14 protein-coding genes are annotated in these 13,299 nt (G+C 38.1%); 7 read left to right on the top strand and 7 right to left on the bottom strand.

The window, feature by feature from the left end:
- Positions 1-802: 802 nt before the first annotated feature.
- The 7 genes from FDY99_RS10745 (at position 803) to FDY99_RS10720 (ending at position 5,131) form a co-directional block, all read left to right on the top strand.
- Positions 803-1,264 (top strand): LexA family protein, encoded by a 462-nt coding sequence (locus FDY99_RS10745; RefSeq protein WP_139421392.1) that lies wholly within the window; start codon positions 803-805, stop codon positions 1,262-1,264.
- A 2-nt stretch (positions 1,265-1,266) separates the two neighbouring features.
- Positions 1,267-2,532 carry a Y-family DNA polymerase gene (locus FDY99_RS10740; protein WP_139421390.1) on the top strand — a complete coding sequence of 422 codons (1,266 nt, stop codon included), beginning with the start codon at positions 1,267-1,269 and terminating at the stop codon, positions 2,530-2,532.
- Between the two features lie 81 nt (positions 2,533-2,613).
- Complete coding sequence (locus FDY99_RS10735) at positions 2,614-3,237, top strand: SOS response-associated peptidase family protein (protein WP_139421388.1); 624 nt, start codon at positions 2,614-2,616, stop codon at positions 3,235-3,237.
- Between the two features lies 1 nt (position 3,238).
- Positions 3,239-3,655, top strand: a complete 417-nt coding sequence (locus tag FDY99_RS23540) for a hypothetical protein (protein WP_262711398.1) — start codon at positions 3,239-3,241, stop codon at positions 3,653-3,655.
- Positions 3,564-3,977 (top strand): DDE-type integrase/transposase/recombinase, encoded by a 414-nt coding sequence (locus FDY99_RS10730; RefSeq protein ID WP_262711425.1) that lies wholly within the window; start codon positions 3,564-3,566, stop codon positions 3,975-3,977. Before FDY99_RS23540 ends, FDY99_RS10730 begins: the two co-directional genes overlap by 92 nt.
- A complete protein-coding gene (locus tag FDY99_RS10725) occupies positions 3,978-4,232 on the top strand; it encodes a hypothetical protein (RefSeq protein ID WP_139421385.1) in 255 nt (84 codons plus the stop codon).
- Positions 4,233-4,354: 122 nt separating this feature from the next.
- Positions 4,355-5,131 (top strand): copper resistance protein NlpE, encoded by a 777-nt coding sequence (locus FDY99_RS10720; protein WP_139421383.1) that lies wholly within the window; start codon positions 4,355-4,357, stop codon positions 5,129-5,131.
- Between the two features lie 205 nt (positions 5,132-5,336).
- Here the strand turns inward: FDY99_RS10720 and FDY99_RS10715 are convergent, their stop codons facing one another.
- The 7 genes from FDY99_RS10715 to FDY99_RS10685 form a co-directional block, all read right to left on the bottom strand.
- Positions 5,337-5,837, bottom strand: a complete 501-nt coding sequence (locus tag FDY99_RS10715) for a GreA/GreB family elongation factor (protein ID WP_139421381.1) — start codon at positions 5,835-5,837, stop codon at positions 5,337-5,339.
- Between the two features lie 313 nt (positions 5,838-6,150).
- A complete protein-coding gene (locus tag FDY99_RS10710; RefSeq protein WP_139421379.1) occupies positions 6,151-6,711 on the bottom strand; it encodes a Crp/Fnr family transcriptional regulator in 561 nt (186 codons plus the stop codon).
- An 81-nt stretch (positions 6,712-6,792) separates the two neighbouring features.
- Entirely contained in the window at positions 6,793-7,791 is a 999-nt protein-coding gene (locus FDY99_RS10705; RefSeq protein ID WP_139421377.1) for an alpha/beta hydrolase, read from the bottom strand.
- A gap of 115 nt (positions 7,792-7,906) precedes the next feature.
- A complete protein-coding gene (locus tag FDY99_RS10700) occupies positions 7,907-8,806 on the bottom strand; it encodes a 3-hydroxyacyl-CoA dehydrogenase (protein WP_123248463.1) in 900 nt (299 codons plus the stop codon).
- A gap of 65 nt (positions 8,807-8,871) precedes the next feature.
- Positions 8,872-10,779, bottom strand: coding sequence for an oleate hydratase (locus FDY99_RS10695; RefSeq protein WP_139421376.1), 1,908 nt, complete (start codon positions 10,777-10,779; stop codon positions 8,872-8,874).
- 277 nt (positions 10,780-11,056) lie between these two features.
- A complete protein-coding gene (locus FDY99_RS10690) occupies positions 11,057-12,310 on the bottom strand; it encodes an ABC transporter permease (protein ID WP_139421374.1) in 1,254 nt (417 codons plus the stop codon).
- A 26-nt stretch (positions 12,311-12,336) separates the two neighbouring features.
- Positions 12,337-13,293: an HlyD family secretion protein gene (locus tag FDY99_RS10685; RefSeq protein ID WP_139421372.1), complete on the bottom strand. Its 957-nt coding sequence runs from the start codon at positions 13,291-13,293 to the stop codon at positions 12,337-12,339.
- Positions 13,294-13,299: the final 6 nt, after the last annotated feature.

The following is a 13,299-nucleotide window of genomic DNA, read 5'->3' as shown; positions in this document are numbered from 1 at the left end:
ATACAGCCTAAAACAGCCAGAGAGAATTTTTAGTATCTTTGTAATACTGTCATCTGAAACGCCAATTTTCCAAGACAGTCAAACTTTTAAAATGTAAAAAACATATGAAATAAATCGTAGGTTCCACTTTTTGTATTCAAAAGCATCGTGCAGGGAACGCACTTTAATAATGCTTTTTGTCGGAGTATATATACTCAATTTAGGGTTAAGAAAATCAGTGATTACCAATGGAAATGATAACAATTTGGATTGTAGCGGTACTTTTATTTATATGTATCGTAGCAATCTGCTTGCTTTCACTAAAGAAAAAAAAGTTTAAGAGTACTCTTAAACTTTTTGAATTTAGTGTTGAAACAGAAGATTAGAAATAGATATCCGGAGCGCCGGATTAAGAATAAAAAAAAACTACCATCTGAAACGCCAATTCCCAAGGTAGTTTTTAAACTTTTAAAATGTAGAATCAAATGAAATAAATCAAAAGTTCCACTTTTGGCAAACATCGTGTACGGAACGCACTTTAATGATGTTTAGATGATTGTATAAATACAAATCAATATTTAAAGTTCAATATGAAACTCAGTGATTACCAAATTGCTGGGCTTCTTATTTAGTTTACAAAATTACAAAATTTTTTTTAAAAAAACTTAAAAATTATTTTTAAGTGGTTAAATCTCAATTAAACATTTATTGTATAAAAATTTAATTACGTCAAGTTCTGTCGTAGTGGGCATTTTGATTTGTTGCAGAAAACTTTAACAGGAAATCATAAATTAACTTATAAAAATCTGTCTAATTTTGTAGTGTGAAAAGTCCAATTCAATTATTAAAATTTACGGATGATGATAATATTATTATCCCTGTTCTCCCTGCCAAAGTAAAAGCAGGTGGTTACGGAAGTTTTGAAAGTCCTGCACTTGATTTTCCTGAAGATACAATAGATCTTCTAAAGCTTCTAATAAAAGATAAAGAAACTGTTTTTTTTGCTTTTGTTACAGGCGATTCACTAAATGGAATAGGAATTTTTGACGGTGATATTTTAATAATTCAAAAAGGAATGTTACCGAAAGAAAACGATGTAATTATTGTTTTTTTAGATGGAGAATTTTACGTAAAAAAATACAGACCAAGTTTCAAAGAAAATTCATCCAATCTTGAGAGTATTACACTGAAATCTGAAAATCCTGAATATTTGGATTTATTTATTTCATCGGATTCAGATTTTACATATTGGGGTAGATCAACATGGAACCTACATAGATTATAATAATGTTCGGATTAATTGACGGAAATAATTTTTACGCAAGTTGCGAACGCATTTTCCGTCCCGATCTTCGGGACAAACCTGTTATTGTACTTTCCAATAATGATGGTTGTGCTATTGCCCGAAGTCCCGAAGCTAAAGCACTCGGTATTAAAATGGGAGCTCCTGCCTTTCAAATAGAAGATCTAATCAAAAAATATAACGTAGCAGTATTTTCAGCAAACTTTGTATTATACGGTGATATTTCCAATCGAATTGTCAATATCAGCCGTAGATACTGCCGAGATATAGAAGTCTACAGCGTGGACGAATCTTTTCTTGATTTTCATGGATATGAATATTTAAATCTAAAAGATCATTGCAACGACCTTAGAAATACTGTTTTTAATGGTTTGGATATTCCTTGTAGCATTGGACTTGCACCAACTAAAACTTTGGCTAAAGTTGCCAATAAGATAGTTAAAAAACACTCTAATGAGTTAGGACACACTTACGTTATTGATTCTCAAAATAAGATAGAAAAAGCTTTGAAATGGCTACCATTGGAGGACGTTTGGGGTATAGGAAGAAGATACGCAGACAGATTTTCAAGAATCGGAGTAAAAAAAGCTTGGGATTTTACTCAATTGCCAGAAGCTTATTTACAAAAGGAAATGGGAATTTATGGTTTGAGAATGCACAAGGAGTTGCGGGGAATCCCTCAATATGAACTTTCCGAACATAAGCCAAAAAAAGGCATCGGTACAAGCAGAACTTTTGACAAAAGAACCGATAATTTAGAAGTTCTGAAGGAACGAGTGTCAACATTCGCATTTAAATGCTCAGAAAAATTACGCAAACAGAATTCTTGTTGTAATTTCATTACTATTTTTATTACTACAGATCGTTTCAAGCTTGATTTAAAGCAGTACAGCAACTCAATTACAATAGCGTTACCAAATCCATCAAGTTCTGCAATTGAATTGTCTGCAATGGCATTAAAAGGATTGGAAAAAATTTACTTACCTTTTTTTCAATATAAAAAAGCTGGCGTGATGCTCACAGAATTTGTGCCGGACACCGAAAGAATGACAAGCTTATTTGATGAAGATTTTCACGAAAAGCACAAGCCTATAATGACAGTAATTGACCGAATGAACAAAAGATTAGGTGCTGATAAAATAAAATTAGGCTCTATGGACGTGCAAAAGACATGGAAAATGAATCAGAAAAATTTATCTCCAAGACGTACAACAGATATAAATCAACTTTTAAGAGTGAAGGCATTGTAAATTTCATATCTTTTTGATATTTAAGTACAGATACAAATAAGCACAATTTTTGCACATTCATTTTGTCTAAATAATTAGAAAATGTGCTATAATTTTAATTCCAAAGGTGTAGATCTTAAAAAGGCAATTACTGATTTTGATGCAGAAGAAGCTGATACTTCTAATTTCAGTATAGGATTAATCAATGCTTTTGCAAAACAGACGAAACCAACAATTCCGGCAATTGTTAATCATAACGGCATTGTCCTGATGCCTACATATTGGGGTATTAAAGAAATAAAAAAATATCCTACCTCTGGTTTAAATTTAACATCTGAAAAAACATATCGGGATTATAAAAATATTCAAAAGAATGGATGTTTAATTCCTGCAACTTCATATTATGAAGGAAAAAAGGTGATTTTACCGACAAATAAATCAGGTTCCCAAAAGCACGAAATGTTTTGGAAAGATCACACTCAATTTTATATTGCCGGATTTTATGATTTTTGGTCAGATGGTAATATTGGTTTTGGACTTGTAACGACAGAACCAAATGAAGTACAGGCGCCAATTCATGACAGAATGATCATTACGTTAGATAAAAAAATGGGAAGAGAATTTTTAAATCAAAAACCAATTGAAGAATTTCAATTTCCTAATTTCTCGCCAAATCTTGATTTTCTAAATTTAGAACCGGAGAAAACTCCACAAACACTTTTTTGATATGAGCATACAAGATACAGAACAAGTGATAATGAATATCACTATGGATATGGCTGAAGATCCAGAAGGAGTTTACAATGATGTGATGGAACTCATCCGTGAAGAAGCGATTGAAAAAAAAATTGAATATGATGGTTATTATCGTATTAAATGGGAAGAAGAAGCTGAAAATGTAATGACCTTCGATAAAGAATATTTTGAAAACAAAGAACGGAGAGATTTATATGTTTTCAAGGCTGCTTTGGATGATAAAGAAATATTTCAATTATTGCATGGATATTACCTATATTCCAGTTCAGGGCGGCTATCTCTATCTTTGCGCGGTAATCGATCTGTACAGCAGGTTTGTGGTAGGCTGGAGCCTGAGCAACACGATGACTTCGGAATGGTGCCGCGATACCGTGGAGACGGCCATTGAAAAATACGGAAGACCCGAAATCTTTAATACCGATCAGGGCAGTCAGTTTACGGCAGATCTCTTCACCGAATTTATCACCAACCAGAGAATAGCCCTAAGCATGGATGGTAAAGGACGGGCGTTGGATAATATTTTTATTGAAAGACTCTGGCGAAGTGTGAAATACGAGAATGTCTATCTGTATGCTTATCAGGATGGACGAGCGTGCTATGACGGCCTGAAACAGTATTTTCAATATTACAACACGGAGAGAAGACATCAGAGCCTTGCATACGAAGTGCCCGCGCATGTCTACGACCGTACAAAAAAGGAAGCAGCATAAATGAACGTTCAAGCAGTTTTACACATTCCCACACTACACGGAAAAATCTTTGAAGGGATTTTCCCTATGTGGAAATGGGCAAAACTGCTACCCTCAAAACAAACAAAATCAAACTTAACTTTTACGATTTACTGTCCAAACTTTGGGGTTAACTATAGTGCGGGTAGTGAAGCTACCAAAAGTTCAGTTGGTTATTTTTTACAATATCGGAAATCACTTGCAACGATAATAGCGGTTTTTCGATGGAAATTTTAATCTTATTTCAAAAATAAATTACTTCAAATTATTCTATTTTAGTACTACGCAAGGCCTAAATCGGAATTTTAGAATCAATAATTACGTCATCAAACATTTTAAATTAATCAATAAAAAAAATAATGAACACATTTAAATTCTTATCCTTAGCAGCACTGACCACCTTTTTTATTTCTTGCAGCGACAGCAAATCGACCGCAGATGATGGCAATAAAGAGCAGACAAAAACAGAGGCAAAGCAAAATAATGATTTTTCGACAGGAATCTACACGGCAACATTGCCTTGCGCAGATTGTATGGGAATCGAAAACTATATTACCTTTCAAAAAGACAACAAAGCGGTTAAAAGCACCTCGTATTTAGACAGCGATGGTACTTCTGAGAACGAGTATGGTACCTGGACAAAGAATGATGATATTATTGAACTATCCATCGCAAATTCGCCCACAGAATATTATTTGGTAAAACCCAATAAAACCTTGGTAAGACTCGATGCTGATAAGAAAGAAGTAAGCGGAGAATTAGCCAAAAATTATATTTTTAAACAAATAAAAGCATATACGCCGGCCCAGTTGAACGGTACGTATCATAGCAACACCAGTGAGAAAGGATACAACGAAATCCTGACATTGACATCTGAAAACGACAGTATTTACTCAGTAAAAATTTCATTTACGGGTGCTGCGAAAGGGTGTACGTTTGAAGGAAAAGGAAAGTTAGTGAATAATCAGATTGATGTTGATTTAAAAACCATCAATAAAGATTTAAAAGGGACGATAACTATTTTATTTAAGGAAAATACAGCTGAAGTATTTACTTCCAAATTTGAAGATAGATTCGCATTAAATTACTTTTGTGGTGGCGGTGCAAGTTTAGCCGGAGATTATCATAAGAAATAGCATAATAAAGGTTTTATAAATAGCCTCGGTAAAAAACTTCGGTTGATGCATGGAAGTCCATTAACGAAAGTGTAGCTGAACATAAGGTTATTGAGCATTATATATTTTACCCTAAAAATTTTTAAAAAAATGGAAGAGACTTCCAGAAAGGTCTCTTTTTTTTGCTCGTGGTTTTCATCCGTTTTTTCAAAAATTCACAAATCCATTAGTATTTTATCGACACAATTTCAAACTGCTTTTCCGCTTTTCCCAATTTCAATGTCACGCGATCGCCGACCTTTCTGTCCATAAAGGTTTTCGCAATAGGAGAGGTAAACGCTATTTTCCCTTCTGCAACATTTGCCTCATCCACACCCACGATTTGATAATGCTGGGTTTTGGGATCGGAGTCAACTTTAAAGTACACTTCAGCACCGAACTTCACTATATTTTTGGGTTGTTTGGCAAGGTTAACAATTTTCGCAGACGAAATTCGATCGAGTAACAATTGCAATTTCGCGTTGATTAAATTTACGGCAATGCGATTTTCATTCTCGTCCGAAATCGAGGTATTGTCGCGCTCGTGAATCATTTGGTCACGTTCGGCGAGTAACTGACCGTATCCGACCTCTGTAACGAAGTTTACCGTACCGCGCGGTAAATCGGCACGGGGCGGAATCATCGGAATTTCCTCCTGATCACCCTCTTTCACAAATCCCCTACTCATATATTCCAGTTATACATTTATTCTGTTACACTTAAAATTATTGATATGTTTTGAGTTAAAAAACTACCAGATAAACATAACCGTTTTAAGGCTATAAAGGTTGCAAACCTGTTTCGAAAAGCACTTAACTACAAAGTGCGCAATTCAGACAACCGCTGTTTAGCCGCAATTGTTTCATTGTCTGCAATGTAAATATACATTTTTTAAGGAACTTCGCATTCTTCAGACGCAAGAATAAAATCTTTACAAAATGCACAATTATTTTTCGCACCGCCACTCAAGCAGCATCTCTGTCTGTACTTTGATATCTTTTCTAAACCTCACTTCTGATCCTACTCAAAGTTTCCTGAGAAATGCCAAGATAAGAAGCTATCATCCCAAGCGGAGCACGCAAAAGTATATCCGAATTATCTTCTAAAAGCTGAATATATTTTTCCCTTGCCGTCATATACTGCAAAGAATTGATGCGCCTTTCCATATTCGACATCAGTAGCCCCAACACACGGCGACTGAAATTGGCGATGGTAAGCGAAGTTTCGCAGAGTTCTTCCATTTTCGAGTAAAGGAAAAAGACAACTTCACTGTCTTCTATCGCTTCAATGGAATGCCGCGCCGGAATTTTCTCAAAAATGGTGTCTTTATTGGCCAGAATGCTGTTTTCAGGATAAAAATTGGTGGTGATGTCTTTTCCTTTTTCAAAATAAAACGAGCGCAGAAGTCCTTTTTCTACAAAATACACCTTGCGGTTTAAAGTGTTTTGATCGCTGATAACGGTACCCTTTTTCACAGAAATTTTTTCGGTCTGGGTGTTCAGAAAACTGCGGATATCATCGTCGATGGTGATGTAGGTGGCAAGCATTTCGGGAAAAGTCATCAGGATTCAATTTGTACAAAAATAAAAATAATGCCCCACAAATGAGGCATTATTCACAAACTAAACATTAAAAATAAACTATTAAAAATCAATCTCTTGTAACCACCTGAAAAGTTCGTCATACACTTTTATGCGCACCGGTTTTCTGGAAAGCACCAAATCGTGAATGCCGCCTTTTACGGGAACTATCGTGACATTCCCCTTAAAATTTTCAGCATTTTTATGAATATCATTCACGTTCAGGATGATATCGGTGGTCGTTACTTCCTCATTCCAGACTTTGGGATAGCCCGATTTTTCAGAATGCATCATCAATACCGGAACCTTGAGTTCTACATTGCGGATGTCTCTCTGTGCACGGTGAATAGCGCGGATAAAGCCAAAATTCACTTTCCCGTTGGCATTGGGTTTCAGTTTTAAATCATAATTCCATTCGCCCTTGAAATTTTTATGCAGGCTTTCACCGTATAACGTGGAAAATCCACCGCCAATTTTCGTGTCAGGATAATGTTTTCCCAAACCACTGATGATGGGAACCCCAATTTTTTTTGCCATAAACCCCATATTGAAATCGTAAAACGGACTGTTCACCCAAAGTCCGGCAATGTTCGGATTTTCAGTATGATATTTCATATACCGTGTCGTAATCAAGCCGCCGGTTGAGTGTCCTGCCAACAGAATTTTGTTATGATTTTCGGCAGCAATGATTTTTAAAGCCTCATCGATTTCGGCATTGTACTCGTCCAGATTTCTGACATTGTTAAAAGTTTGATGCGGCAAATAAGAACGCCCATATTTTCTTAAATCCAAAGCATAAAAGTCAAACCCTTTTTCATTGAATTTTTCGGCCATTTCTGCCTGAAAAAAATAATCGTTAAACCCGTGAATATACAACACTGTTTTATGGGTGGGACTTTCCGCTTTTTTACGGATGACTGTTGCGGTAACTTTTCCTTCGTAATCGTTTGGAAAATTCAATGTTTTCTGCTCAAAACCGTTTCCCAAAATATCCGGCTTATATTCCTGCGAGAAGAAAAACCCCGAAAGGAAAATCAGCAGCAGTAAAAAGTTCTTTTTCATTGTCCAGTTGTTTGTTAACGCAAAGTTCGGGCTTCTTTTGAAATTTGGCTTTGACATTTATCAAAAAAAAACGCTCGGAAATTTCCGGACGCTCTTTCTATAATAATGAAAACTTCTATTTCAAAAAGTCTTTACCCTGAAAAGTCGGGTTGGGATATTTATAAAAACCTTCGCCGCTGGAAACGCCAAGTTTTCCGGCATCGATAAACTGATTTTTCAGCACGTTGACAAATTTCATTTTTTCCTCATTTCCTGAGCGTTCCGCTTCGGTTTTAAAAATGTGGTATACCGTTCCCAAACCAACCACATCCAAAATACCGAACGGTCCTATTGGCGAACCGGTTCCGAGCATCCAGGTTTTGTCGATGGTTTCAATGTCCGCAACGCCTTTCGCATATAAAGTGATTCCTGAACTCAACAGCGGCACCAAAAGCGTATTGAGAATATAGCCAGGCTGTTCTTTTTTCAGTGGCAGCGCAATCATTCCGATTGATTTGGCGAATTCCACGAGTGTTGCAAATACTTCGGGATCGGTCTTTTCAGTGCCCATAATTTCCGCCGTGTTGTGTTTCCAGATTTCGTTGGCGAAATGCAAAGCGAGAAATTTTTCCGGCCTTCCGGTTTCATCCATCAATAAACTTGGCAAAAGCGTGGAAGTATTGGTGGCAAAAATGGTTTTTTCGGGGGCGATTTTGGATAAATTTCTGTAAAATTCCTTTTTAATGCCGATACTTTCCGGAATGGCTTCAATCAGCAGATCCGCATCGGAAACCGCGTCGTGAAGGTTGATTGAAAACTGCAGTTTTTGATAGGCTTCTTCCAGTTTTTCGGATGAAATCTGCAGGTCCGATTTGTATCGGGGCAGAAAAGTGTCAATCAGTTTTTTGGATTTTTCAATGGCTTCCCCATTGATGTCGTAAATGGTCACGTCATAGCCGTGCAGTGCGGATTGGAAAGCAATTTGCGAACCCAAAACGCCGCTTCCGGCTACGGTAATTTTTTTTATTGTTGTCATTTTTTTTTAAATTTTAGAAAACCTTAGAGGTATTCAAAACCTATAAGGCTTTTCAGGTTAAATAATTACTCCCCTTCTTGCTTATGCTCAAAGAGACTTTTTAGTTTGTCCCACTGCTGCGCGAAAAAACCATCGGCTTCGTCGTGCGAAATTTCCGGCAGAATATGCTCGAAATAGGTATCCTTCAAAACTTTATTCAGAATTCCGCTGCCCGGAAAACCTTTGCCGTCGTTCAAAGTATTGGCGGCTTTTAACAAATGACGGATGTCGTATTGCAACGGATTGATATCAGGGACCTGTTTGTTACTGTCAAGAAGTTCATAAACCGCAATTCTTGCCGTTCTTACTGAACTTTCCATTGTAAAAACTACATCGTTATTGGTTTCCACAAACTGTCCTACCAATCCGAGATTCACACAGCCATCGGGAACAACCTGTGGACGGTCACCTTTTGCACGCGGTAAAAACATGGAAGTGATATACGGCATGTAAGAGGTTTTCACGATCGTATTTTCTATGATATTATCCAGTTGATTTTCAATTCCTAAATGATAGGCCAACTCTGCCAAAATCTCGTTTCCAGTACATTCCGGCATTGTTTTCTGAACGAAATTTCCTTTTTCGTCCATCAGCAAAGCATACACCCAGATGACCAAAACATCATCCGGCTGATTCGGGAAATGAGGCTGTCTGTTGCAGGTAAAACTCATCACCCAGTTGCTGTCGGTAATCGAAATAATACCTCCTGTAACGGTTTTGCCGGAATAGGGATCGTTCACCGAATACTCTTTCAGTTTTTCTACAAAAGCAGACGGTTTACAGGTAAGCGTTGCCGACATCCATGCCGATTTGGAAACATCGGAATTGAATTTTTCAGGTTTGCCAAAAACTTCAGATTTTTTTGCCAGATTGTTCCAAACTGTCCATCCTTTTGATTTTCCGGAATTTTCTTTGGTAAAATCTACCAAGGGTGCCGTAACATTATCGCCGTAGCGTGTGTCTTCCGTCATAGAGCCGGTTGTGACGATCACAAAATCATTTTCGCGTACTGCAATGTTCACTTCAGAACCGTTCTGTTCGGTAATAATATTTCTGACAGTTTTTTTATCGCCTGCGATTTCGATATCCAGGTCTTTTACCACGGTATCAAACTGAATTTTGACGCCCAGTTCCTGTAAATGTTTCCGTAAAGGAACTACGAAGGTGTCATACTGATTGTATTTTGGAAAAACCAGCGAGGAAAGGTCATTCAAACCGTCAATAGCGTGCAGGAAACGGTGAAAGTACAGTTTGAGTTCCAGTAAACTCTGCCAGTTTTCGAAAGCAAACATGGTGCGCCAAAACCACCAAAAATTACTTTCTAAAAATGTTTCGGAAAACCAGTCTTCTATGGTTAAATCATCCAGTTCTTCCTTTTTCGCGAGCAGAAGTTTCATCACCGCCCACTGGTCTTTTTTGCTAAGCCCGAATTTGCTGAAATCCTTTACTTCGCCTTTGTTGTGAATGAGCCTTGCTTTGGAATGGTTGCGGTCGTTGTCGTTTACAATCCGGTATTCATCGAGCACGGAATAAGGCTTGGGAAGTTCCAAAGCGGGAATATCCTGAAACATATCCCAGAAATTTTCGTAGGTAAAATCCATTTCACGTCCGCCGCGAATAATGTATCCGGTTTGTGCGTTTCCGGAGCCGTCCAAAGAACCGCCTTCAATTTGGAGTTTTTCCAAAAAAGTAATATTTCCGGCAGGAATTTGGCCATCCCGAATGAAATAATAGGCAGATGAAAGTCCGGCGATTCCGCTACCTACAATATAAACTTTGCTGTCTTTAAATTTGCCGTCCGGAAGTCCTATATTTCTTTGGTAATTCCCAATCTGATCAGGAAAAGGCATTGTGTCGGTGGGAACATTCTGCAGGCGCGTTTGGCTTGCATCGGGTTGATGATTGACTTTTCTGTGATTTTCGGTTGTGTTCATAATTAATTTTTTTGTAGATTAATGATGACTCGAAGGTACGGTTTTTTTATCTTTTGACATTTGTCAAAAAGTGATTTTAACTGAAAGGAGCAAAGTTTGATAGGAGTTAGAGGTTACAGGTTAGAGGTTAGAGAAAGCGTGCTAGAACATCCACTAGTTAAGAAATTCTTTACCATAAATTTAGATTAGATTTATTTCGTACATCCTCTCAAAAACAAAAAAAACGTCCGGAAATTGCTTCCCGGACGAACAAACAAACTATAAAGAAATGAAAACTTTATATTTCTTGCGGTGTTGAGCCGTTTTCTTTGAGGTTATTTTCTGATGCTGTAATTTCATCAAAATCATCGCTTTCATCATCTTCTGAAATATGGTATTTTTTGTAGAGTGAGTTGATTTTAATTTTAAGCGCAATCCATCCTAATACAAAATACACTAACGCCAGGATCAAAAGATGGATGAAGTATTTTTGGGTTAAATAATCCGAACCACGCTCCACAACCATGATTTTTAATGCCTCGAGATAAGGCGTCAGGGGAATAATGGAATTGAAATACTGCACCAACTGAGGCATCGCCGACGTGGGCCACGTAAATCCACTTACGATGAACGCCGGAGAAGCAATCACCATCAGATATTGTGTCGCCTTCAGCGCGTCAGGAACCAGAATACTGAACAGCACGCCCAAATTGGTAGATGCCACCACGAAAATTGCGGTTAGCAGAAAAAAGTTGGGTACATTCACCGGTGACGGAATTTTAAAATAAAGGCTGCACAGGTAGAAAAAGAGGATATTGAAATTAGCAAAAACCCATACCGGAAGGCATTTTATCGCCATCACCAAAATCGCATATTTGTGTTTACCGGCAAAATCACGTTTAAAACTATCGCGCTTGAATTCCTCAGCAAAAGTCACGGCCATTGCCATCAAAATTACCTGCTGCAGTACCACCGCCATCATCGCGGGCCACATAAAAATCAGGTAATTACTCGTGGTGTTAAACAGCGTGATGTAATTGGCTTTAAACGGTTCGTACTGGGTTTTCGCAATTTCGGCATTCATGCCTTTTCTCTGCAGCCCCTTGATCTCTGCACCTGCCGAAAATGTTCCCAAGATCTGCTGAATCGCTTTCGTAGCAAAATTGGCAGTGAGTACATTGGACATGTTGACGTAAACCGTAATTTCAGGATACTTTTTCTGAAGCATCAGCGCCTCAAACCGTTCCGGAATGATGACAACAGCAGCCGCTTCGGTTTTAATGACCTCATCTTTCAGGGGAGCCGGCTCATCGATATAATTCAGGACTTTAATGGTGTGATTGTCCTCAAACATTTGGGTTACCTGGTCGGAAAGCGGTGTTTTATCGTGGTTGATGAGGATCACCGGAATATTTTCAACCTTCCCTTTTTTATACGTGAACCCAATGAGCAATGCGTAGAATGCCGGTGCCATAAAAAACACCGAAAGCATGGTTTTGTTGGTAAAAAAGAGCCGAAATTCTCTTCTCAGTAAACATGTTAACTGTTTCATTTTTAATAGAATAAAAATTCCGTCACTTATTTTAAAACCACATTGGCGTTCACCAGAATATTACCCAATTGGGCTCGATTATCTGGAATTACTTTAATCTCATAAACCGCATCTTCAGGATTATAATCCGGAAAAGCCGTCGTAATATCGGCGTATTTTGCCAATTGTTTGATGGAAACAATGCGCCCGGTAATTTCTTTTTGGTTGTAATTTACGACCATTTTTACGGTTTTCCCTTTTTGATAAGATGAAATTTTACTTTCCGGAACGGTGAATCTGAAATAAGTCGTGTCCGGAATATAGCCTGAAAAAAGCGCAAAACCGGCAGTCGCGAGTTCGCCTTTGTTCAAAGAAACTGTTTCGATTTCCATATCGTTTGTAGCGATCACGTACCTTTCAGAATAAGCCACATTCGCTTCCTGCAGCGCGCCAATCGCCTGATTGGCCTGTCCTTCCGCCATTTCTATTTTTTCGTATCGCGTACCGATCTGAACGTCGTGGAGTTCGGCATTTGCAGCGTCCAACTGTGCTTTAGCGCCTTGGTATTTCGCAAAGGCTTCATCATAATTTTGTGGCGAAAGCAGGCTGTCGCGGTACATATTTCTTGCCCTATTGTACGCTTTCTGCGCATACTGGTACTGCTCCTGAAGCCCTTTTTGTTTGGCTCTCAACTGTCGCATTTGGTCGGCGGTAGCACCGTTTCTTGCCATTAGAGCCTGTGCCTTGGCTGCGGAAGTCGCCCCCTTTGCCTGTGCGATTTTTGCAGAAACTTCAGGCACATCGAGTTTTGCCAGCGTATCCCCGGCTTTTACGGTTTGCCCCTCTTCCACATAAATTTCCAGTATTCTACCGGTTACTTTTGGTGAAAAAGTAATAAGGTCTTTTCTGGTTTTACCTTCAATGGCACGTTCTGCGGGCTTTTCGCTGCAATTGACCAAAGTTAACAGGGTAAGAACAGAAAGTATTTTTAATGTAGATTTCATTTCGTT

Origin of the sequence: Chryseobacterium mulctrae (assembly GCF_006175945.1) — a bacterium.
Taxonomy (GTDB): Bacteria; Bacteroidota; Bacteroidia; order Flavobacteriales; family Weeksellaceae; genus Chryseobacterium; species Chryseobacterium mulctrae.
Note: the sequence above shows the minus strand (reverse complement) of the source record. Positions and strands in the feature narration are given on the sequence as shown.

What these genes read in the sequence shown, in the direction of transcription:
- FDY99_RS10740 (WP_139421390.1), top strand. Translation starts at nt 1,267, where the DNA reads ATGTTCGGATTAATTGACGGAAATAATTTTTACGCAAGTTGCGAACGC.
- FDY99_RS10700 (WP_123248463.1), bottom strand. Translation starts at nt 8,806, where the DNA reads ATGACAACAATAAAAAAAATTACCGTAGCCGGAAGCGGCGTTTTGGGT.
- FDY99_RS10695 (WP_139421376.1), bottom strand. Translation starts at nt 10,779, where the DNA reads ATGAACACAACCGAAAATCACAGAAAAGTCAATCATCAACCCGATGCA.
- FDY99_RS10690 (WP_139421374.1), bottom strand. Translation starts at nt 12,310, where the DNA reads ATGAAACAGTTAACATGTTTACTGAGAAGAGAATTTCGGCTCTTTTTT.
- FDY99_RS10705 (WP_139421377.1), bottom strand. Translation starts at nt 7,791, where the DNA reads ATGAAAAAGAACTTTTTACTGCTGCTGATTTTCCTTTCGGGGTTTTTC.
- FDY99_RS10720 (WP_139421383.1), top strand. Translation starts at nt 4,355, where the DNA reads ATGAACACATTTAAATTCTTATCCTTAGCAGCACTGACCACCTTTTTT.
- FDY99_RS10685 (WP_139421372.1), bottom strand. Translation starts at nt 13,293, where the DNA reads ATGAAATCTACATTAAAAATACTTTCTGTTCTTACCCTGTTAACTTTG.
- FDY99_RS10735 (WP_139421388.1), top strand. Translation starts at nt 2,614, where the DNA reads ATGTGCTATAATTTTAATTCCAAAGGTGTAGATCTTAAAAAGGCAATT.
- FDY99_RS10715 (WP_139421381.1), bottom strand. Translation starts at nt 5,837, where the DNA reads ATGAGTAGGGGATTTGTGAAAGAGGGTGATCAGGAGGAAATTCCGATG.
- FDY99_RS10725 (WP_139421385.1), top strand. Translation starts at nt 3,978, where the DNA reads ATGAACGTTCAAGCAGTTTTACACATTCCCACACTACACGGAAAAATC.
- FDY99_RS23540 (WP_262711398.1), top strand. Translation starts at nt 3,239, where the DNA reads ATGAGCATACAAGATACAGAACAAGTGATAATGAATATCACTATGGAT.
- FDY99_RS10710 (WP_139421379.1), bottom strand. Translation starts at nt 6,711, where the DNA reads ATGACTTTTCCCGAAATGCTTGCCACCTACATCACCATCGACGATGAT.